Source organism: Algorimicrobium bowmanii (genome assembly GCF_054031195.1).
In genome coordinates, this window is sequence record NZ_CM132929.1 from 2,567,822 (window position 1) to 2,587,616 (window position 19,795).

A 19,795-nucleotide genomic window follows, 5' to 3' on the forward strand; every position below is an offset into this window, starting at 1 on the left:
AATATCTATTCCCAATCTTTATTGGTTCGATATACAACGCCTTTAAAAAGTGCAACTAATTCGTCACCACGCTTAACTTCAACAATATTGAAACCTAGTCTATTTTTAACACTTTCAATAACGGACTCGGCTACTATATAATCGCCTTCATTTAAAGCTTCAATATGATTAATACTCGTTTCAATAGATACCGCGTATTTCCCATGTGTATTGGCTGCAAAACCGAAAGCTGTATCTGCCAAAGAGTATGAAATACCTCCATGAGCCTTAAACATACTATTTAACATATCTTTCCGAATACGCATGCCGACTTTACAGCGTCCTATTTGGCACTCAAGAATTTCTATACCTAGCCAGGTGCTATAAGCATCTTGACTTAGCATTTTTTGTGGTATTTGTTGTCCGTTTAATGGCATTAAGAATCTATTATAGCGGTTACTAAAATTTTAATAAAACGTTTTAGTTTCGTTGTTCATTTTACGCAATATAGGACTACATCGATAACGATCTTCACGATATTTATCATACAAGTCATCTAACATTTGAACACACCAATCAATTCCCTTTTCATCAGCCCATGCTAATAAGCCTTTTGGATAATTAACACCTTTTGTCATGGCATTATCTAAATCTTCTGCAGAAGCTATATTTAAAAACAAGGCATCGGCAGCTTCGTTTATTAACATCACTAGTACGCGATTGAAAATAGTTTCTGCTAGCTTTTCATCATGCGCTATTTCGCCATCATTTTGAATGACAGGTTTTCCATTCTCATCATAGTCATAGTATCCTTTTCCTGATTTACGACCAAAATATCCTGCTTCAGAAAATCGTTTCTGGGTTAAAGACGGCTTGTATCTTGGATCGAAATAAAAGGCTGTAAAAACCGTTTCCGTTACCGTATAATTAACGTCGTTTCCAATAAAATCCATTAACTCGAATGGTCCCATTCTAAACCCTCCTACCGATTTCATTGCTGAATCGATAGTAGCAAAACTAGCAACACCTTCTTCATAAATACGTAATGCTTCGCCATAAAAAGGACGTGCTACACGGTTAACAATAAAGCCGGGGGTATCTTTAGCAACTGCTACGGTTTTTTTCCAATCGGAAATAACTTGCACAGACTTCTTAAGAACATCTGCTGACGTTTGAATAGCAGGAATAACCTCAACCAATTTCATTAATGGTGCAGGATTAAAAAAGTGAATACCAACACAACGTGAAGGATTTTGCAAAGATGCCGCTATAGAAGCAATCGATAAACTTGATGTATTTGATGCAATGATACAATCTGAAGACACATACCCTTCTAATTCTGAAAACACACGTTTCTTAATATCTAGACTTTCAATAATAGCTTCGATAGTCAGATTAGAATCTGCTAAATCCTTTAAATTAGTTACATAAGAAATATTAGACTGAATTCTGTCTTTTTCTGAAGCATCTATTCGTCCTTTTTCAATCAGACGTGATAATATTTTCTCTAAAGCAGATTGGGCTTTATCTAAAGCTGTCTGGTTAGTATCATATAGTTTAACCTGACACCCAGCAGTGGCTGCTACTTGAGCAATACCGCTCCCCATTGTTCCGCTTCCAATTACACCAATTTTCTTAATCATTAATAGAATATTTTGTTTTTAAGTATCATTGTATTTTTTGATACATACTTGTTTCGTTTATCGCCCTTTAAATTCAGGTTTTCTTTTTTCTACAAAAGCTGTCACACCTTCTGAATAATCTTCAGTACTTGCTGCTTCTATTTGATATTTAGACTCCAATGCTAATTGATCTTCTAGATTATTTGTCAAAGATTGATTTAAGCTTTTCTTGATTAGTCCTAAGGCTTTAGTAGGCATATTCGCCATTTTTAAAGCTAATTTTTGCACCTCTGCTTCAAAGTTTTCAAGAGGTAAAACCTTATAAATCATACCTAATCGTTCTGCTTCTTCTGCAGAAACCTTATCTCCTAACATTGCTAGGGCTGATGCTTTTTGAAATCCGATAAGTCTTGGTAAAAAGAAAGTTCCTGCACTATCAGGAATTAAGCCGATTAAACTAAATGCTTGGATGAAACTTACTTTTTCATGTGCAACAACCACATCACATGCTAATGCAATATTAGCACCTGCACCTGCCGCCACACCATTAATAGCGCCAATAATTGGCTTCTCTATATGTCTAATTTTAGTTATTATAGGGTTATAATGCTCCTCTAAAATCTTTTTAAAACCCGGATTTAACTCTGGACTTGTAACTTCTTTTAAATCTTGACCTGCACAAAATGCTTTTCCATTTCCGGATAAAACTATGGCACGAACCTCAATATCCTTTTCACAATCATCCAAAACACTTTGAAGTTGCAATGCCATTTCACGATTAAAACTATTAAACACTTCGGGTCTGTTTAATGTGATGAAGGCTATATTATTTTCAATTTTTAGTAGAATACTTTTACTCATACTTTCTATTTTCTAATCTTATTTATTGTGCAACTGTTAGTTCTTCAACTAGATGCTTTTTACTTTAAACATTTAAAATAATCAAAAGGCTCTTGACAGTCATCGCATTGAAATTGCGCTTTGCAAGCCGTAGACCCAAACTGACTAATTAGTCGTGTATTTTGTGAGCCACAATTGGTACATTTAACAAGTCGTTTTTCATTTAGCAATACATCTTTATCTGCATCAGCCTCCAATGGCGCAGCTATACCATAATCTTCAAGCGCTTTCCTACCCCTTTTAGTAATCCAATCGGTTGTCCATGCGGGATGCAAAATAAGTTCAACTTCTGAGACATAGCCTGCATGTTTTAAGGCTGCTTTTATATCATCGCCAATAACATCCATTGCAGGACAACCACTATAAGTGGGTGTTATCTCTACTTTTACAATACCATTTTCAATAATTGCTGAACGTACAACCCCCATATCCATGATTGATAGTACCGGAATTTCTGGGTCTGAAACCTGTTCCAAGATTGGAATTAAAATTTCATCTATGTTTTGCTCTGTTGTTGTCATAAAATATTGAGGGTTACAGATTTTTTTTTAGAACCTGAATTCTTCAATCATTAATATGTTTACCATTCCATATTAGGGTAGGCGCGTTGCATATACTGCAAATCAGCCAATAAATACCCCATATGTTCTGTATGAATTCCTTGTTTACCTCCTTTTTGAAAATACTTAGATTCTGGAACCTCTAAGGTTGCCTCTTCTAGTAATGCATTTACTTGCTTATAGTAAGTATCTTTTAATTTTGTAACATCAACACCTATGTTTTCAGCAACCATTGCTTTATCGGCATCAGTTTGATGAAATAATTCATCAGTATATGTCCATAAATCGTTAATAGCTGTCTGCATACGATTGTGACTCTCTTCAGTACCATCACCTAATCGTTTAATCCAATCGGATGAAAAACGCTGATGATAACTCACTTCTTTAATTGATTTATTAGCAATTGCTGCTAAAGTTAAATTGCTACTTTTCTGTAGTTCTGTAAGAAATAAAAAGTGATACACATCAAATAAAAACTGTCGTGCCATTGTATATGCGAAGTCTGTATCTGGTTGCTCTACGAGTAAGACATTTAGATATTCCCGCTCCTGACGAAGCATAGCAATATCATCTTCTGTACGCTTATCTCCGGCAACCTTAGCTGCATATTGATAGTAACTACGAACTTGACCAAATAAATCTAGGGAGATATTAGTACAAGCTATATCGGTTTCCAAACTAGGACCATGCCCTGTTAAAGCTCCCATTCTCTGACCAAGAATTAAGGAGTTATCGGCTATACCTAAAATGTAGTTGTATAGATTTTTTTTCATTATTTTTCTTTGAGTTTAAAGCTTAAATTAAAATTCATAATCAGCTTATATTACATGTACTTCACTTCGTCTGGCAATTCATAAAATGTTGGGTGACGGTAAACTTTATCTTGAGCAGGCTCAAACATTTCACCATTATGCTCCGGATTGGATGCTGTAATATTTTTAGACTCAACCACCCAAATACTAACACCTTCATTGCGTCTGGTATACACGTCCCGTGCATTTTCTAGAGCCATATCTGCATCAGCGGCATGTAGACTCCCAAAATGACGATGTTCTAATCCGTTTTTACTTCTCACGAAGACTTCCCAAAGTGGCCAATTTTTTTTATCAGACATACTATATTTATTTTATTTATCAGTTTCGAATACGACTAGATAAGTCATGGTATTCAAAAATTTGATTATGTTTTAAACGACTTGTTTTTCTTTTCTTGCTTGTTGTTTTTCAGAGTAAGCCATAGCTGCATCACGCACCCATTCACCACGCTCCCATGCTCCAACACGAGCTTTCATTCGGCTTTTATTCATTGGACCATGACCTTTAACAACTTGCCAAAACTCATCCCAATCAATCGCTCCAAAATCATAACTACCGCGTTCTTCATTCCATTTTAAATCAGGATCTGGAATAGTTAAACCAATCAACTCAGCCTGAGGCACGGTTTGATCAATAAATTGTTGACGTAAATCGTCATTTGATTTACGCTTCAATTTCCATTTCATAGATTGTTCGGTATGAATTGACTCTGCATCTGTTGGACCAAGCATCATTAAAGATGGCCACCACCAACGATTTAAAGCGTCTTGAGCCATTTCTTTTTGTGCTGGAGTTCCTTGCGCTAATTTTATCATGATTTCATATCCTTGACGCTGATGAAAACTCTCTTCTTTACACACACGAACCATAGCTCGCGCATAGGGCCCATAAGAGGTGCTACATAGTGGTACTTGATTAATAATAGCTGCTCCATCAACTAACCAACCTATAGCTCCCATATCTGCCCAAGTAACCGTTGGGTAATTAAATATTGATGAATATTTAGCTTTCCCAGAATGAAGTTGCTCATACAATTCATCACGAGAAACACCTAAGGTTTCACAGGCTGAATATAAATATAAACCGTGTCCAGCTTCATCTTGTACTTTAGCTAACAAGGCTACTTTTCTTCTTAAAGATGGTGCTCTTGTAATCCAATTGCCTTCTGGCAACATACCAACAATTTCAGAATGGGCATGTTGCGACATTTGCCTGATATGCGTTTGCCTATATTTCTCTGGCATCCAATCTTTAGGTTCAATTTTCTCATCACGTGCAATACGTGCCTCAAACTGCTCCTCAAGCGTATTTATTTGTGTATCACTCATAGCTTTAACTTTTTTATTAAACGTCGAAATCGACAACTACTTTATCGGTTGTTGGCACAGCTTGACAGCTTAACACATAATTTTGTGCGACTTCTTTCTCCTCTAAAGCATAATTAATTTTCATTTTTACATCTCCCTCCTTAACCTGACATTTACAGGTACTACAAACACCGCCTTTACATGCAAATGGCAAATCGGCACCGGCAGCTAGAGCTCCATCTAATATGTTATCGAAGTCATCATCCATAACAAAATGAAATTCTTTTCCACCATCAATAATAGTTACTTGTGTCCCATCAACTTTTTCATCTAAAATTTCAGCAATATGCTGATTTTCTTCAGCTGTAGTTCCTGAGAAAAATAGTTCATAATGTATTTTCTCTTTAGCTAAACCTGCTGCTTCTAATTCATCACGAATTAAGAAAATCATCTCTTGAGGCCCACAGATAAAAGCATGATTAGTATCGGGTATATCAATAAAATTCTGAGTTAGAATTTGTAATTTTTCTTTATTAAAACGTCCATTTAAAAACGGAATATCGCGTTGCTCTTTTGTTAAAAAGTAAAACACCTGAAAACGTCCAAAGAACTCATTTTTAAGCTGTTCAATCTCTTCTTTAAAGATAATAGATTTAACCGTCCTATTCAAATAAAACAATTTGAAGGTACTATTTGGTTCGGAGTATAAATGGGTTTTAATGATAGACAACATTGGTGTAATACCACTTCCTGCTGCAAAAGCAATATAATTTTTGGCACTTTCTGGTTCGCATTCTACATAAAACTCCCCATGAGGCGCAATAACTTGAAGACTATCACCTGGCTGTAATACATTGAAAGCATAATTTGAAAACACACCACCTGGGATTGTTTTAACCGCTACTTTCCATTCATTATCTAATGGACTAGAACAAAGTGAATAATTTCGACGCACATCAACGCCATCAATCTCCGTTCTTAACGTAAGGTGTTGCCCTTGCTTAAATTGAAATTTAGTTTTTAACTCATCAGGAATACAAAAGGCAATTACCACGGTGTCTTTGGTTTCCTTATAAACATCTGCAACTTTTAAGTTGTAAAATTCTGCCATATTATTATGTAATTCATCAAACTAACAACCGTTAGTTTGGAGTACAAATTTACAAAATAAAATGATAACTAGATGTTAATTCCACGGATTAACACATTACTCAAATGCAAGGATAATTCTTCTGGAGTTAGATCTTCTTTTTTTGGCATCCATAGATATAAGGAACGTAGCGTAGAAAGCATTGAAAACAACATAACTTCTACATTTGAGTCTGATAACTCTTCTTGTTTAATTCCTTGAATTAAAATACTTCTAAAATCGGATTCATAACCTGTTCTTAAATCTAAATAGTATCCTCTTTTTTCTTCCAAATGCATCCAGTCGTTATTAAGTGATGCCATTCCGTAAGTATTTTTTGCCGTTATATCGACATGAAGTTTCACGACTGCTTGTATTTTTTGAATGGTAGAATTTTGAGAAGCTTTTATAGCCTGCATACCTTCTGTAAAAGCTTCTGCAAGCGATATAATAATAACTTTAAGTATTTCTTGCTTAGAACTTATATGATTATAAAGGCTAGCAGCTTTAATCCCCATAACCGTTGCTATATCACGCATAGTCACAGCGCTATAACCTTTCTCTTTAAATAATTTAGCAGCTGTATTAATTATTTCTTGCTTTCTAGTTTCTGATTTCAAACTCGGTACACATTTGATTAAATAACAATATTTAACTATATTCAGTTTTGTAAATGTATATAATAAAGACCGACTATGGGGATTTTTGATTTTATTTTTAGTGCAAAAAAACGTCAAGTTAAAATGTACCTAGATAATGGCGCTACTATTTTAGATGTGCGAAGCGAGCAAGAATGGCGTAACGGTCATATAGAAAATGCTGTACATATTCCACTTGACGAATTAACAACTAGAATTGATGAAGTTAAAACCTTAAACAAACCAATTGTTGTTTGTTGTGAAAGCGGCGTACGTTCTGATAAGGCAGCAAAATATCTGACACTTCAAAATATTGACGCTACAAATGGCGGTGGCTGGCTTAAACTAAAAAATAATTTATAATTTTACGGACCTTAAATCCTCTTGATTTTCAATGGATTGATTATTGTATTCTAATGTCCATCCCAATGAACTTGTTAAAATATAAAACTTAGCCAATTCGCTAATAAGTCTATTTTCTGCATTTGCTCGCATATCAGACTGATCCAACTTCTTTATCAACGATTTTTTTACCAAATTCTTTATAGCATTATAATCAGTAGCCTCAAAAGGATTAAAAAAATCAGCTTCAATATCATAATACTCTAGATCTGGAGTAATTTTAATTTCTGGCTCTGGAATATTTGTTATACGAAGTGTTTTTCTGCTTTCATCTACCTGGTAATCTATTAAACTTAAATCATATGATATAAAGACATCGGCATTCACAACAACCAAAGCTTTCTTATCGGAAGTAATATAACTACCAAAAAGCTCTTTTGAATTATTATAATTGAATACTTGACTAAAATGCCCTTCGGTTACAATTAGTTTACCAACATTTTTAATTTGTTCTTGAATTAAGGTCGAACTTTCTTGTAGTGTAGCTTGTTGTTTTTTGGAATCATCCCAATATTTAAAAGTAAAAATAACGGCTAAAGCCAGTAATACGCCAAATAAAATTTTTCTCATACACGAATGTACAAAAAACAACACTTACATTTAATGATAAATAAAAGCCATAAAAAAAACACCAATATGAAATGGATTTTACTCGTCTTTCAAAATTGATGTTTATATGTAATAATTAATAGCAAGGTAAATTTACGACTATAAAAATGACCTCACTTATTTTTTCGACCAACTGCTTTTTAAAAAAGATTAACCGTTAAAACCGCTTTCAGTTACCAATAGAATAAATAAAATTCAGGTTCGTTATCAAAAACACATATGCGGATATTCTTTCTGGAGCAACGCCTGTTTCAAATCTAAATTATCAATAAACTTCTTGTGCGCATCGGAATTAGGATTGAAAGGCCTGTGCAAGCGCCCTTTTTGAATACTATCAACAGTTTCCATTGTAGAACTTGCAGTTCCAGAAACCCACACATCTTTGAAAGCTTGCCATATATAATTTATTGCTGTCTGATTGGGGTGAATCATATCCGCTTCATAAAAACGATAATCCCGTAATTCATCCATCATCAACTCGTATGAAGGAAAATATGAAGCACAGTCAACACTCTCTAAATGTTGATGAATAGCCGAAATTAAATGCGCTTTACTTTGTGTATTTTCGATAAAACCATCTTTTAAATGACGTATTGGTGAAACAGTAAAGATAATTTCAGCCGTATCATTTAATTGTCTGACAAGTTCGGTGATACTTTGTAATGAATTTGATACATCTGAAACAGAAGCCAATGTTTTAGCAAATGCTTTTTGTGAAATTTTATGACAGTTTGCAACCCATTGATTGGTTTCTTTAAGCTTATAACCCCAAGCGGTTCCAAAAGTAAAAACAATGTGTGAAGCTGTTTTAAGTTGCTCACGAGTTTTAACTATTTGCTTGTTTAAAGCATCTAACAATAGCTCTTTACTACCATTACTCAACTGCGAATGCGCTTCAAAACAATGCCATTGTTCGTTATAAAAAAAGATATCAGCTTCCGTATACTCTTTTTTATTGACTGCTTTACACACCAAGTTTTCTATAGCTTTAGGATGAAAAAGAACCCCAAAAGGATTTTGGATGTTCCGAAACTTAAAATACTCCAATTTAGCCCCTATATTCTCAACAAAGCAAGACCCTAACAATAATACCTGAGAATTATAATCTATCTGGTTTTCAGTTTGTGGTTTTAAAGGAATTTTAGTTTGAAGAATCATACAGTATGTAAATTAGAACACTATCATTTCACCTAACAAATAGCATATTAAATATAAAAAATAAAGCCATTGTAGACAACGTTCTACAATGGCTAATGTATTTTGTTATTTCAATTCACTGCTTTTTACGACAGGTATTTTTTTGCTTCAATTAAAGCCTGATCTATACCTCCAGGGTTTTTACCACCAGCAGTTGCAAAGAACGGCTGTCCGCCTCCACCTCCTTGGATAAACTTACCTAATTCGCGTACAACTTGACCGGCATTTAAGTCGCTTTTAGCTACCAACTCTTTAGAAATATAACATGACAATAATGCTTTACCATTAGTCTCGGCTGCAAACAATAAAAACAAATTATCAAACTGGCTACCTAACTCAAAACATAAATCTTTAATTCCACCAGCATCTAAGTCTACTTTTTTAGCTAAAAACTGAACACCATTAACATCTGTCAACTCATTTTTTAGCTCACCTTTTAAGTTCTTAGCTTTATCTTTCAATAAAGCTTCAACTTGTTTCTTAAGACTACTATTTTCTTCTTGTAGGTTAAGAACTGCTTTGGCAGGATCTGCATTATTTAATAAACTTTTCACATCACTAAAAGCATTGTTCACATCTAAGAAATAATCTTTTAATGCATCGTTAGTAATAGCTTCTATACGTCTAATACCAGATGCCACAGCGCCTTCAGACACGATTTTGAAGTACCATATATCCCCTGTATTCTTCACATGTGTTCCGCCACAGAGTTCAATTGATTGACCAAACTGAACCATACGAACGGTATCGCCATACTTTTCACCAAAAAGTGCCATAGCCCCTTCCTGAATGGCTTGATCCATTGGTATATTTCGTTTTTCATTTAAAGGCAACTTACCAGCTATACGTGCATTTACAAAAGACTCTACATCACGTAACTCTTCTAAAGTTAACTTAGCAAAGTGTGAAAAATCAAATCGTAAATATTTAGAATGTACCGCTGAACCTTTTTGTTCAACATGTGTTCCTAATACTTCTCGTAATGCTTGATGTAATAAATGTGTTGCTGTATGGTTACACTCGGTTCTATAACGTTGTTTAGCATCTACAACTGCTTTCTGAGTTTCTGTTAAATGATCTGGTAAATTTTTAGTTAAGTGAATAACTACATTATTTTCCTTTTTAGTATCTAAAATATAAATTACATCGCCATGAACATCTTCTAAATATCCTTTATCTCCTACTTGACCACCACCTTCAGCATAAAATGGTGTTAAATTGAAAACAAGTTGGTACATGTCTCCATCTTTTTTCGAACTTACTTTACGATATCTAGTTATTTTAACATTTGCCTCTAAAGCATCATAACCTATAAATTCTTGAACTACATCGTCAATTAAAACAGTCCAATCACCTGTAGACATTTCACTAGCTGCACGAGAACGTTTTTTCTGCTTCTCTAAATGCGTTTTAAAACCTGCTTCATCTAATTTCAGACCTTGTTCCGATAAAATTAAAGCTGTTAAATCTATTGGAAAACCATAAGTATCATACAGTTCAAAAGCTTTATCACCAGAAACGGTATCGCCTGAAGTGTTTTTTACAATACCATCCAACAATACTAACCCTTGATCTAGTGTTCTTAAAAATGAAGCTTCTTCTTCTTTAATCACATTTTCGATAAGCTGTTTTTGTGATTTAATTTCCGGAAAAGCAGCACCCATTTTCTGACTTAACACATCTACTAAACGATAAATAAAAGGATCTTTTTGATCTAAAAATGTAAAACTATAACGGATTGCACGACGTAAAATTCTACGTATTACATACCCCGCACCTGTATTACTTGGCAATTGGCCATCTGCAATTGAAAAGGCTACAGCACGAACGTGGTCGGAAATTACACGAATAGCAACATCTATTTTATCATTTTTGCCGTACTCTTTATGAGTTATCGTTTCAATTTCACGAATAATTGGTGTAAACACATCTGTATCGTAATTACTTTGAACACCTTGTAAGACCATACATAAGCGTTCAAACCCCATACCGGTATCTATATGTTTATTCGGTAACGAATCTAAAGATCCGTTAGCCTTTCGGTTATATTGCATGAATACTAAATTCCAAATCTCAACAACTTGGGGATGATCCATATTAATCAAATCCTTACCTGGCACTTTAGCTTTTTCTTCCGCCGAACGAATATCAACATGTATTTCACTACACGGTCCACACGGCCCTTGTTCACCCATCTCCCAGAAATTATCCTTTTTATTCCCCATTAAAATGCGGTCTTCAGATATTAATCCCTTCCAAAAATCATACGACTCTTGGTCCATAGGTGTACCATCTTGCTCATCTCCTTCAAAAACAGTTACGTATAATATATCTTTATCAATACCATAAACCTCTGTTAACAACTCCCAAGCCCATGTTATGGCTTCTTCTCTAAAATAGTCGCCAAAACTCCAGTTTCCAAGCATTTCAAAAAGTGTATGATGGTACGTATCATAACCAACTTCCTCTAAATCATTATGCTTTCCAGATACTCGTAAGCATTTTTGTGAATCAGTAATACGTGTATTTTTTGGCTCGGCATTTCCTAAGAAATATTCTTTAAAAGGTGCCATCCCTGAGTTTATAAACATTAAAGTAGGATCGTCTTTTAATACCATAGGTGCTGAAGGCACAATACTATGCTTCTTGTCCTTAAAAAACTGTAAAAATTTTGATCGTATTTCTTGAGATTTCATAAATGAAAAGGCTTTGTAAGCTTTTGTTAAAATTCTGCAATGTAGCAAACAATTTATATCTTTACTACCCTAAAATAATACACTAAGGGTATAAATAACCTGAAATACAATTACAGTCACGTAAATATTGTATTAATTAGGTAGGTTTGTTAGCTTGCCAAGCAGAATAATTTATAATTCTATTCTAATTAATTGCAAAAATAGTAAATTTAGCCAATGAGTAAGGTAAAATATTATTACGATTCTGAAACGCTTTCATATAGAAAAATTGAGCGTAAAAAAAGGCGCACTTTTAAGTACATTATGTTGTTTGTTTTAGCCGCTGGATTGTTTGGTTTTTTAACCGTATTTATTTCTAGTCAATATATTGAGTCGCCAAAGGAAAGAGCCTTAAAAAGAGAACTTTCTAATTTGCAACTCCAGTATCAATTACTAAATAAAAAAATGGACGAAGCACAGTTGGTTTTAGAAGATATTGCCAATCGTGACAATAACATTTACCGCTTATATTTTGAAACCAATCCTATTCCTAAAGAACAGCGTCTTGCGGGATTTGGGGGTGTAAATCGCTATAAAAACTTAGAAGGTTTTGATAATTCAAAATTAATTATTGAAAGTAATAAGCGTATAGATATACTTCAAAAACAAATCGTAGTACAATCTAAATCTTTAGATGAAATAGCGAAACTTGCTGAAGAAAAAGAAAAATTACTGGCAGCAATTCCCGCTATACAACCTGTAAGTAATGAAGATTTAACCCGTATGGCATCAGGTTACGGTTACCGAACAGATCCGTTTACTAAAGTTCGTAAATTTCATTATGGTATGGATTTCACTGCTCCTCGCGGCACGCCTGTTTATGCTTCAGGTGACGGTGTTGTAATTAGAGCCGATAGTCGATCATCAGGATACGGAAACCATATTCGAATAGATCATGGTTTTGGATATGTAAGCCTGTATGCGCACTTATACAAATACAATGTTAAAAAAAATCAGAAAGTAAAACGGGGTGATTTAATAGGATTTGTAGGTAATACAGGGCGTTCTGAAGCAGCGCATTTACATTATGAAATTTTTAAAGACGACAAACGCATAAACCCTTTAAATTTCTATTACGGAAATCTATCTGCAGAAGAGTTTGACGAACTATTAAAACATGCAACACTTGAAAATCAATCTTTAGACTAATGCATATTAACTTACCAGAAAAAAGGTACTACGGAATAGGTGAAGTTGCCAAAGCTTTTGATGTAAACACATCTTTAATACGCTTTTGGGAAAAAGAATTTGACGTTTTAAAGCCTAAAAAAAATGCTAAAGGCAATCGTAAATTCACACCCGAAGATATCCAAAATCTAAAACTAATCCATCATTTAGTTAAAGAACGCGGCTTTACTTTAGAAGGCGCTAAAATACATTTAAAAGAAGGTAAACAACAAACGCTTGACACTTTTGGTATTATTAATAAACTAGAAGAAGTTAAAGCACAGCTTAATAAAATAAAAGAACAATTGTAACATCTTTACAGAAATCACTACTAATACATAGAACCTTAACACTTAAAATCAATTTATTATGAAAAAATGGTTAATTCCCGTTTTAATTATTGCCGCAATAGTATTTGCATTATACTCATGGGCGGTAGGATTCAACAATACAGCTGTAGAACATGAAGCAGACGCTAAAACAGCATGGGCCGATGTAGAAAGCTCTTACCAACGTCGTAATGATTTAATTGGTAATCTTGTTAAAACCGTACAAGGTGCTGCAGATTTTGAAAGAAATACACTAACGGATGTTATTGAAGCGCGTTCAAAAGCGACATCTACAAATATTGATGCTAGTAATTTAACATCCGAAAACATGGCACAATTCCAACAGGCACAAAGCGGACTAAGCAGTGCTTTATCTCGTTTATTAGTAACTGTTGAGCGCTACCCTGACTTAAAGGCGAATCAAAATTTCCTTGAATTACAGTCTCAATTAGAAGGTACCGAAAACCGTATAAATGTAGCCAGAGATCGTTATAATGCCTCTGTAAACATTTATGACAAACATATTAAAAAATTCCCAGGAACCCTTTTAGCTAGTATGTTTGGATTTGAAGAAATGCCAAGATATAAAGCTGATGCCGGAAGTGAAAATGCACCTGATGTTGACTTTGAATTTTAAAAACTATGTCTAAAATTGAAGATTTTTTAACGGCCAACGAAGAGCAGGCTATTATTGATGCCATTCGTAAAGCAGAAAAAAACACCTCTGGTGAAATACGCGTACACCTTGAAAAAACGTCTAAAATTGATGTTTTCGAACGTGCTATGGAAGTGTTTCACAACTTAAAAATGGACAATACCAAACTGCAGAATGGCGTATTAATTTATGTTGCTGTAGAGGATAGAAACTTTGTTATTTTCGGAGACAAAGGCATTAACGATGTTGTGGCTCCTGATTTTTGGGATAGCACCAGAAATGTTATACAAAATCAATTTAAACAAGGAAATTTCAAACAAGGTTTAGTAGACGGTATTCTAAAAGCTGGAGCCGTTTTAGAAACTCATTTTCCATGGGATCATACAGATACTAACGAGTTACCCGATACTATTTCAAAAGGATAAAATAATTATGCCCAATTTAAACATAACAAACTTCATGTGTATACACCTTAAGCAGTTAGCATTTATTTGTATGCTACTGTTTTTAGGAACGCAAACAAGTTTGGCTCAATTTAATATTCCTGAAATTCCTAAGGAAGAAACAAGCGTTTACGATTATATAAACCTACTTTCTTCTTCCGAAAAAAACGCTTTAGAAACGAAGTTAATCAAGTACTCAGACACTACTTCAACGCAAATAGTAGTTGCTATAATTTCATCAACTAATGGTGAAAACATTAATTACCTAGGTGCGCAATGGGGTGAAAAATGGGGCATTGGACAGAAGAAAGAAGATAATGGCGTTCTCATATTATTAGCACGTGATGATCGGAAAGTTGCTATTAATACGGGATATGGTGTAGAGCATTTATTAACAGATGCTATGAGCAAACGTATTATTAATAATGATATTATTCCTTATTTTAAACAAAACGACTATCCAGGTGGTTTAAATCGTGGATCTGAAGCCATATTTGAAGTACTAACTGGTGAATATCAAGGCACACGAATAAGCGATGATGCAGATGGTTTCCCGGTCGGGATTCTATTTCCACTATTTATCATATTTCTATTTATAATAATGGCTATTTCCAAAAACCGTAAAGGCGGAGGTAATAATGGTTCTGGCGGAGGAAACTCTGGTGGTTTTAGTATCCTTGATGCCATAATTTTAAGCAATATGGGCCGTGGCGGTTTCGGTGGATCTTCTGGTGGATTTGGCAGTTCATCAGGTGGTGGATTTGGCGGAGGCGGCTTTGGTGGTGGCTTCGGAGGCGGTGGCTTTGGAGGCGGCGGAGCTTCTGGAGGCTGGTAATTATCTACTTAAAACAATAAAAAAAAGCCATTTTAGCATATGTTAAAATGGCTTTTTTTGCTCCTGTTATTTTTTTCTTAATCCCAAAAAACGTCACGATCATTTGTTTCTCCCTTTTTACCCAAACTATTAAACTTCCAACTAAAGCTTAACATAAAATATTGCTCTAAAACGGTACTTTGGGAATCTTGAATATAATTTTGGGTTGCTGTTCGCCTAGCATTGGTATTCTGGTTTAACAAATCATAAACTTTTAATGTTACTGTACCGGCATCTTTTAATACAGAATACGCAAGTGTTGAATTCCAAAACCAAGCACTTTTCTGAAAGCCCTCACCAATATTAGGATTATAATTATAGTTCACATCATTTCGCCATTCAAAATTCTTAGGAAGAAATATAGCTGTATCTAAATTAAGGTTATGATATGAAAACTCGCGATCTTCAAACTCATCTAAATCAAAGGTGTTTTTAGTAAAAGAAATAGAGTAACGAGGGCGGAATTCTAAAACATCTTTCCAGATGAAGCGCACTCCAATTTCGGGAGTTATAGAACGTACTTTACTAGCATATTGTACCTCATTATTAAAATTTATATTTCTATTTAAATTACCATAAGCACCAAAATCCAATTTAATAGTCCTTAAACTATCCAATTTCACATCCTTATTATAGCTTGCATTTCCGTAAATACTATAGTAACCATCAACATTAGCATAGGTTGTTTCTCTTACAAAATTCTCATCAACAGTTGTTTTTGCTACTACTTGATTTTCTGTAAAGGATCCCCCGATATAAGAATAAAAACCCGTACGTTTTTGCCAGTCGAAAGCATTATATCCAAAACTAAAATTATGACTATTAGCGGGCTCTAAATCAGGATTACCTACAATGGTATTTAAAGGATCAGACACATTTTCAAAAGCTTGTAATTGGGCTAATTGTGGCGGTGTATTTCTCAAACTATAATTAGACCACAAAGATGCTTTGGGACTAAATTTATACTGTATATACCCACTTAACTCCGGTGTTTCAAAACGTCTTTTTATAGATAGCTCTGGTCGTAATAAATCGGTATTTTCTAAAGTTCTATATACATAATCAACACCAATCCTAGCAGACCAAACTTCACTTCTATAACTTAAACTTACACCAGGACTCATACTTTCATCTAAATATTCAAAATCGGTACTTTGATCCTCATTGAATATCGAAAAACTACCTAAAACATCTTTATCGTAAGTACTTTTAGTATCGGTAGTTTTATCGTTTTCATATTCATAATTAAAATTCAAAAAAAGTTTTTCAGCCACTATAGGCAGTTTATATCCTATATAGGACCTAAAATTAGCATCAGCTCCATCGCCATTAGTTAGTTGATCTCTCTTGGTTTGATCGATTAATACATATTCAGGATTAGTAGGATTGGAAAGATCCTCTCCATACACATTGGTTAACGATTGTAGGTTATCTTCAGATTCTCGGCTATTAATCTCGTTAACTAAATTAACGTATAAAGACGCGCCTTTGTTTCCAAACTTCTTGGTTAAACTTACTGAATTCTGGAAATTTTTACCAATATTTTCAACCACCGAATTAGTGTTAGAACGGTTGGTTAAAACATACGAATCATTTAAAGATTCCTCAGAAGCCGTATACGTGTTGGTATTTTTAAAGTAACGAAAAGAGGGATTTATGTTTATTAAAAAAGTAGAATCGACTTCTATATCAAAACCCATATTAGCCGAATGACTATCACTATCATTATAACTATTAGTTTCTGAATTGGTATAGTAGCGAGAATCTGGTAAGATATTTTCTCTTTGAGTTGCCGTTTTATTTTCTGAACTACTACCTGAATAAAAATAATCGGCAGAAACATCTGTCTTTTCTCCTATTATATCCGCATAATTAACACCGGCATTTTGCGATTTTGTAATCCCTTCTCCGCCTCCAAATGAGCGACCATCTATGGTAAAGGAACCATTACTTGACATGGACATGCTAGAGCCACCGCCAAACATTTTACGAATTTCGCCAAAACTAAACCCTGGCGAATTAATATTATTACCTCCTAGTAGCACACTTATTCGCCTATCATTATTAAAATAATTAAGCATTCCCGCACCTTCATAACGTTCATTTGTTCCGGCTCCAGCAGCAACACGACCAAAAACACCTTTATTATTCTCCTCTTTAATGGTTAAGTTTATGGTTTTATTTTCGCCATCTACTACCTCTCCACTAAAAGCTTCTGCTTTCGTTTTAGTATCAACTACTTGAATTTTTTCAATTAACTCTTTGGTTAAATTTTTAGTGGTAATCGTTGGATCATCACCAAAAAACGGCTTTCCATTAACGAGGATTTTATTAACCTCTTTACCATTAATTTTAATTTTACCATCTTCATCCACTTCTACCCCAGGTAACTCTTTTAAAAGGTCTTCTACCGTTGCATCCTTTTTGGTTTTAAAAGAACTAACATTAAATTCCAAAGTGTCTTTTTTAATTGTTATTGGCGCTGCAGATTTAATTAAAACTTCATCTAAAGCATTACTAACTTCTAAATTTATAGTACCCACTTGAACTTTTGACTGTGCTAATGAAATAATTTTTTCATAACTTTTATACCCTACGTAAGATACATATAGTTTTACCGATTTATCTGATATACGATCTTCCAAAATAAAACCACCTGTTTTATCTGAAATTGTATAGGTAATTACGGTACTATCGGATAAACGTTCGAGGTGAACAGTTGCCGACTCTAGAGGTAATTGTTCGTCTACAGACAAGATTTTACCCGATATTTCTATAGGTCGAGATTGTGAAAAAGCCATAGATATGGCAAAGAACGTAAGTACAAAGAATAAACTCTTCATAATTTGATTGATGTTTGGTTGGTTGGTTTTCTAAAAACGAATATAAAATCATAATCGTATGAATTTTCTTAAAAAAAACATAAACTTTACCTTTTAACATACTGAAGAAGAACACCTAGACACAAACCAAAAAAAAAACCATCTACAAGATTGTAAATGGTTTTTAAATTTATATTAAATGTTTTAAAATGCTATTTTTTACGCATATATACACTAACAGGAACTCCATGAAAATCGAAGTGCTCACGCAGTTTATTTTCAAGAAAGCGCTTATACCCATCTCTCACATATTGTGGTAAGTTACAAAAGAAAGCAAACTGCGGTTGCGGTGTAGGCAACTGCATAATATACTTGATTTTAACAAATTTCCCTTTATAAGCTGGTGGAGGGTAATTTTCTATAATAGGAAGTAATACTTCGTTTAACTTACTCGTTTTAATTTTCTTACTACGATTTTTATAAACCTCAACAGCTGTTTCAATAGCCTTATAAATACGTTGTTTATTTAAAACAGATATGAAAACAATTGGCACATCGGTAAATGGCTCCATTTCTTTTCTAATAAGGGTTTCATATTGTTTGGTTGTCATGGTATCTTTTTCAACTAAATCCCATTTATTAACCAAAACAACAATCCCTTTTCTGTTACGTTCTGCTAACCAAAAAATATTCTGAACTTGACCATCAAAACCACGTGTTGCATCTAAAACAACTAAACAAACATCAGAATGTTCAATTGCACGTACACTACGCATTACTGAATAGAATTCTAAATCTTCTTTTACCTTAGATTTTTTACGTATTCCGGCAGTATCAACTAAATTAAATTCAAACCCGAAACGGTTGTATTTGGTATCAATAGAATCACGAGTTGTACCAGCTACATCTGTAACGATATAGCGATCTTCTCCAATTAACGCATTGATGAAAGATGATTTTCCTGCATTTGGACGCCCTACTACAGCAAAACGTGGTAATTGAACTTCCTCTACTTCTTCTTTTTCTGGCAATGCTTCAACAAGCGCATCTAATAAGTCTCCTGTTCCACTACCATTAATACTTGCTATTGTATAGTAATCGCCTAATCCTAAAGAATAAAATTCTACAGCATTTTCGGCACGTTTACCATTATCTACTTTATTTACAACTAAAAAAACGGGTTTAGAAACTTTACGCAATAGTTTAGCGACATCTTCATCCATACCAGTGACACCAGATTCTACATCTACCATAAATATTATGGCATCTGCTTCTTCAATAGCAATCTCTACCTGCTTATCTATTTCAGCTTCAAAAACATCATCGCTACCTCTTACATAACCTCCGGTATCAATCAAGGAAAATTCACGACCATTCCAGTCACTTTTCCCATAATGACGGTCTCTAGTTACACCACTTGTGGCATCTACAATGGCTTCTCTTCGTTGTATTAAACGATTAAAGAAGGTTGATTTCCCTACATTTGGGCGACCAACTATAGCTACGATATTACTCATATTATTACAAATTTTGGTGCAAATATAATGATAAGCAGATGATTTCGTTATATTTAGTGCAGGTTAAAAATGAGGATTGTGAAAAATAATCTTTT

The 19,795-nt window shown here is 34.2% G+C and carries 20 protein-coding genes; 6 read left to right on the forward strand and 14 right to left on the reverse strand.

The window, feature by feature from the left end; translation table 11 throughout:
* Positions 1 to 5: 5 nt before the first annotated feature.
* From ACW5R3_RS11575 to ACW5R3_RS11615, 9 genes are all read right to left on the reverse strand, one after another.
* On the reverse strand, positions 6 to 416 hold the full coding sequence (locus ACW5R3_RS11575) for a hotdog fold thioesterase (RefSeq protein ID WP_456577175.1): 411 nt from the start codon (positions 414 to 416) through the stop codon (positions 6 to 8).
* Positions 417 to 446: 30 nt separating this feature from the next.
* The gene (locus tag ACW5R3_RS11580; protein WP_456577176.1) at positions 447 to 1,622 is read right to left on the reverse strand and encodes a 3-hydroxyacyl-CoA dehydrogenase NAD-binding domain-containing protein; all 1,176 of its coding nucleotides are present in this window, start codon (positions 1,620 to 1,622) and stop codon (positions 447 to 449) included.
* A gap of 57 nt (positions 1,623 to 1,679) precedes the next feature.
* Entirely contained in the window at positions 1,680 to 2,462 is a 783-nt protein-coding gene (locus ACW5R3_RS11585) for an enoyl-CoA hydratase-related protein (protein WP_456577177.1), read from the reverse strand.
* Between the two features lie 59 nt (positions 2,463 to 2,521).
* On the reverse strand, positions 2,522 to 3,022 hold the full coding sequence (paaD, locus tag ACW5R3_RS11590; RefSeq protein ID WP_456577178.1) for a 1,2-phenylacetyl-CoA epoxidase subunit PaaD: 501 nt from the start codon (positions 3,020 to 3,022) through the stop codon (positions 2,522 to 2,524).
* A 59-nt stretch (positions 3,023 to 3,081) separates the two neighbouring features.
* Positions 3,082 to 3,834 carry a 1,2-phenylacetyl-CoA epoxidase subunit PaaC gene (paaC, locus tag ACW5R3_RS11595; protein WP_456577179.1) on the reverse strand — a complete coding sequence of 251 codons (753 nt, stop codon included), beginning with the start codon at positions 3,832 to 3,834 and terminating at the stop codon, positions 3,082 to 3,084.
* A 50-nt stretch (positions 3,835 to 3,884) separates the two neighbouring features.
* Positions 3,885 to 4,175 (reverse strand): 1,2-phenylacetyl-CoA epoxidase subunit PaaB, encoded by a 291-nt coding sequence (gene paaB / locus ACW5R3_RS11600; protein WP_456577180.1) that lies wholly within the window; start codon positions 4,173 to 4,175, stop codon positions 3,885 to 3,887.
* A 72-nt stretch (positions 4,176 to 4,247) separates the two neighbouring features.
* The gene (gene paaA, locus ACW5R3_RS11605) at positions 4,248 to 5,204 is read right to left on the reverse strand and encodes a 1,2-phenylacetyl-CoA epoxidase subunit PaaA (RefSeq protein ID WP_456577181.1); all 957 of its coding nucleotides are present in this window, start codon (positions 5,202 to 5,204) and stop codon (positions 4,248 to 4,250) included.
* A gap of 16 nt (positions 5,205 to 5,220) precedes the next feature.
* Positions 5,221 to 6,294 (reverse strand): 1,2-phenylacetyl-CoA epoxidase subunit PaaE, encoded by a 1,074-nt coding sequence (gene paaE, locus ACW5R3_RS11610; protein WP_456577182.1) that lies wholly within the window; start codon positions 6,292 to 6,294, stop codon positions 5,221 to 5,223.
* Positions 6,295 to 6,362: 68 nt separating this feature from the next.
* Positions 6,363 to 6,932, reverse strand: coding sequence for a TetR/AcrR family transcriptional regulator (locus ACW5R3_RS11615; protein ID WP_456577183.1), 570 nt, complete (start codon positions 6,930 to 6,932; stop codon positions 6,363 to 6,365).
* 75 nt (positions 6,933 to 7,007) lie between these two features.
* Here ACW5R3_RS11615 and ACW5R3_RS11620 point away from each other — a divergent pair, with 75 nt between their 5' ends.
* On the forward strand, positions 7,008 to 7,313 hold the full coding sequence (locus tag ACW5R3_RS11620; protein WP_456577184.1) for a rhodanese-like domain-containing protein: 306 nt from the start codon (positions 7,008 to 7,010) through the stop codon (positions 7,311 to 7,313).
* Here ACW5R3_RS11620 and ACW5R3_RS11625 read toward each other — a convergent pair.
* The 3 genes from ACW5R3_RS11625 to alaS all read right to left on the reverse strand — a co-directional run bounded on the left by ACW5R3_RS11625 (position 7,308) and on the right by alaS (position 11,854).
* Entirely contained in the window at positions 7,308 to 7,922 is a 615-nt protein-coding gene (locus ACW5R3_RS11625; RefSeq protein WP_456577185.1) for a DUF4230 domain-containing protein, read from the reverse strand. The two genes, ACW5R3_RS11620 and ACW5R3_RS11625, sit on opposite strands and share 6 nt — an antisense overlap.
* 246 nt (positions 7,923 to 8,168) lie before the next feature.
* The gene (locus ACW5R3_RS11630) at positions 8,169 to 9,119 is read right to left on the reverse strand and encodes a GSCFA domain-containing protein (RefSeq protein WP_456577186.1); all 951 of its coding nucleotides are present in this window, start codon (positions 9,117 to 9,119) and stop codon (positions 8,169 to 8,171) included.
* A gap of 125 nt (positions 9,120 to 9,244) precedes the next feature.
* Positions 9,245 to 11,854, reverse strand: coding sequence for an alanine--tRNA ligase (gene alaS / locus ACW5R3_RS11635; protein ID WP_456577187.1), 2,610 nt, complete (start codon positions 11,852 to 11,854; stop codon positions 9,245 to 9,247).
* A 216-nt stretch (positions 11,855 to 12,070) separates the two neighbouring features.
* Here alaS and ACW5R3_RS11640 point away from each other — a divergent pair, with 216 nt between their 5' ends.
* The 5 genes from ACW5R3_RS11640 to ACW5R3_RS11660 are packed head-to-tail and all read left to right on the forward strand — an operon-like array spanning position 12,071 to position 15,322.
* The gene (locus ACW5R3_RS11640) at positions 12,071 to 13,042 is read left to right on the forward strand and encodes a peptidoglycan DD-metalloendopeptidase family protein (protein ID WP_456577188.1); all 972 of its coding nucleotides are present in this window, start codon (positions 12,071 to 12,073) and stop codon (positions 13,040 to 13,042) included.
* On the forward strand, positions 13,042 to 13,371 hold the full coding sequence (locus ACW5R3_RS11645) for a MerR family transcriptional regulator (RefSeq protein ID WP_456577189.1): 330 nt from the start codon (positions 13,042 to 13,044) through the stop codon (positions 13,369 to 13,371). The genes ACW5R3_RS11640 and ACW5R3_RS11645 overlap by 1 nt, the downstream gene beginning before the upstream one ends.
* A gap of 58 nt (positions 13,372 to 13,429) precedes the next feature.
* Positions 13,430 to 14,026: a LemA family protein gene (locus ACW5R3_RS11650; protein WP_456577190.1), complete on the forward strand. Its 597-nt coding sequence runs from the start codon at positions 13,430 to 13,432 to the stop codon at positions 14,024 to 14,026.
* Between the two features lie 5 nt (positions 14,027 to 14,031).
* Positions 14,032 to 14,469, forward strand: coding sequence for a TPM domain-containing protein (locus ACW5R3_RS11655; protein WP_456577191.1), 438 nt, complete (start codon positions 14,032 to 14,034; stop codon positions 14,467 to 14,469).
* Between the two features lie 34 nt (positions 14,470 to 14,503).
* Positions 14,504 to 15,322: a TPM domain-containing protein gene (locus ACW5R3_RS11660; RefSeq protein WP_456577192.1), complete on the forward strand. Its 819-nt coding sequence runs from the start codon at positions 14,504 to 14,506 to the stop codon at positions 15,320 to 15,322.
* A 77-nt stretch (positions 15,323 to 15,399) separates the two neighbouring features.
* Here the strand turns inward: ACW5R3_RS11660 and ACW5R3_RS11665 are convergent, their stop codons facing one another.
* Together ACW5R3_RS11665 and der are read right to left on the reverse strand one after the other, a co-directional pair.
* Positions 15,400 to 18,204 carry an outer membrane beta-barrel protein gene (locus ACW5R3_RS11665; RefSeq protein WP_456577193.1) on the reverse strand — a complete coding sequence of 935 codons (2,805 nt, stop codon included), beginning with the start codon at positions 18,202 to 18,204 and terminating at the stop codon, positions 15,400 to 15,402.
* Between the two features lie 191 nt (positions 18,205 to 18,395).
* Positions 18,396 to 19,700 carry a ribosome biogenesis GTPase Der gene (gene der / locus ACW5R3_RS11670; protein ID WP_456577194.1) on the reverse strand — a complete coding sequence of 435 codons (1,305 nt, stop codon included), beginning with the start codon at positions 19,698 to 19,700 and terminating at the stop codon, positions 18,396 to 18,398.
* Between the last annotated feature and the right edge of the window lie 95 nt (positions 19,701 to 19,795).

Bases quoted from the DNA above. Each gene is read 5' to 3' on its own strand.
- ACW5R3_RS11580 (WP_456577176.1), bottom strand. From the start codon at position 1,622: ATGATTAAGAAAATTGGTGTAATTGGAAGCGGAACAATGGGGAGCGGT.
- paaD (WP_456577178.1), bottom strand. From the start codon at position 3,022: ATGACAACAACAGAGCAAAACATAGATGAAATTTTAATTCCAATCTTG.
- der (WP_456577194.1), bottom strand. From the start codon at position 19,700: ATGAGTAATATCGTAGCTATAGTTGGTCGCCCAAATGTAGGGAAATCA.
- ACW5R3_RS11645 (WP_456577189.1), top strand. From the start codon at position 13,042: ATGCATATTAACTTACCAGAAAAAAGGTACTACGGAATAGGTGAAGTT.
- ACW5R3_RS11620 (WP_456577184.1), top strand. From the start codon at position 7,008: ATGGGGATTTTTGATTTTATTTTTAGTGCAAAAAAACGTCAAGTTAAA.
- paaB (WP_456577180.1), bottom strand. From the start codon at position 4,175: ATGTCTGATAAAAAAAATTGGCCACTTTGGGAAGTCTTCGTGAGAAGT.
- ACW5R3_RS11625 (WP_456577185.1), bottom strand. From the start codon at position 7,922: ATGAGAAAAATTTTATTTGGCGTATTACTGGCTTTAGCCGTTATTTTT.
- ACW5R3_RS11575 (WP_456577175.1), bottom strand. From the start codon at position 416: ATGCCATTAAACGGACAACAAATACCACAAAAAATGCTAAGTCAAGAT.
- paaA (WP_456577181.1), bottom strand. From the start codon at position 5,204: ATGAGTGATACACAAATAAATACGCTTGAGGAGCAGTTTGAGGCACGT.
- ACW5R3_RS11655 (WP_456577191.1), top strand. From the start codon at position 14,032: ATGTCTAAAATTGAAGATTTTTTAACGGCCAACGAAGAGCAGGCTATT.
- ACW5R3_RS11630 (WP_456577186.1), bottom strand. From the start codon at position 9,119: ATGATTCTTCAAACTAAAATTCCTTTAAAACCACAAACTGAAAACCAG.
- ACW5R3_RS11660 (WP_456577192.1), top strand. From the start codon at position 14,504: ATGTGTATACACCTTAAGCAGTTAGCATTTATTTGTATGCTACTGTTT.
- paaC (WP_456577179.1), bottom strand. From the start codon at position 3,834: ATGAAAAAAAATCTATACAACTACATTTTAGGTATAGCCGATAACTCC.
- ACW5R3_RS11585 (WP_456577177.1), bottom strand. From the start codon at position 2,462: ATGAGTAAAAGTATTCTACTAAAAATTGAAAATAATATAGCCTTCATC.
- paaE (WP_456577182.1), bottom strand. From the start codon at position 6,294: ATGGCAGAATTTTACAACTTAAAAGTTGCAGATGTTTATAAGGAAACC.
- ACW5R3_RS11665 (WP_456577193.1), bottom strand. From the start codon at position 18,204: ATGAAGAGTTTATTCTTTGTACTTACGTTCTTTGCCATATCTATGGCT.
- alaS (WP_456577187.1), bottom strand. From the start codon at position 11,854: ATGAAATCTCAAGAAATACGATCAAAATTTTTACAGTTTTTTAAGGAC.
- ACW5R3_RS11650 (WP_456577190.1), top strand. From the start codon at position 13,430: ATGAAAAAATGGTTAATTCCCGTTTTAATTATTGCCGCAATAGTATTT.
- ACW5R3_RS11640 (WP_456577188.1), top strand. From the start codon at position 12,071: ATGAGTAAGGTAAAATATTATTACGATTCTGAAACGCTTTCATATAGA.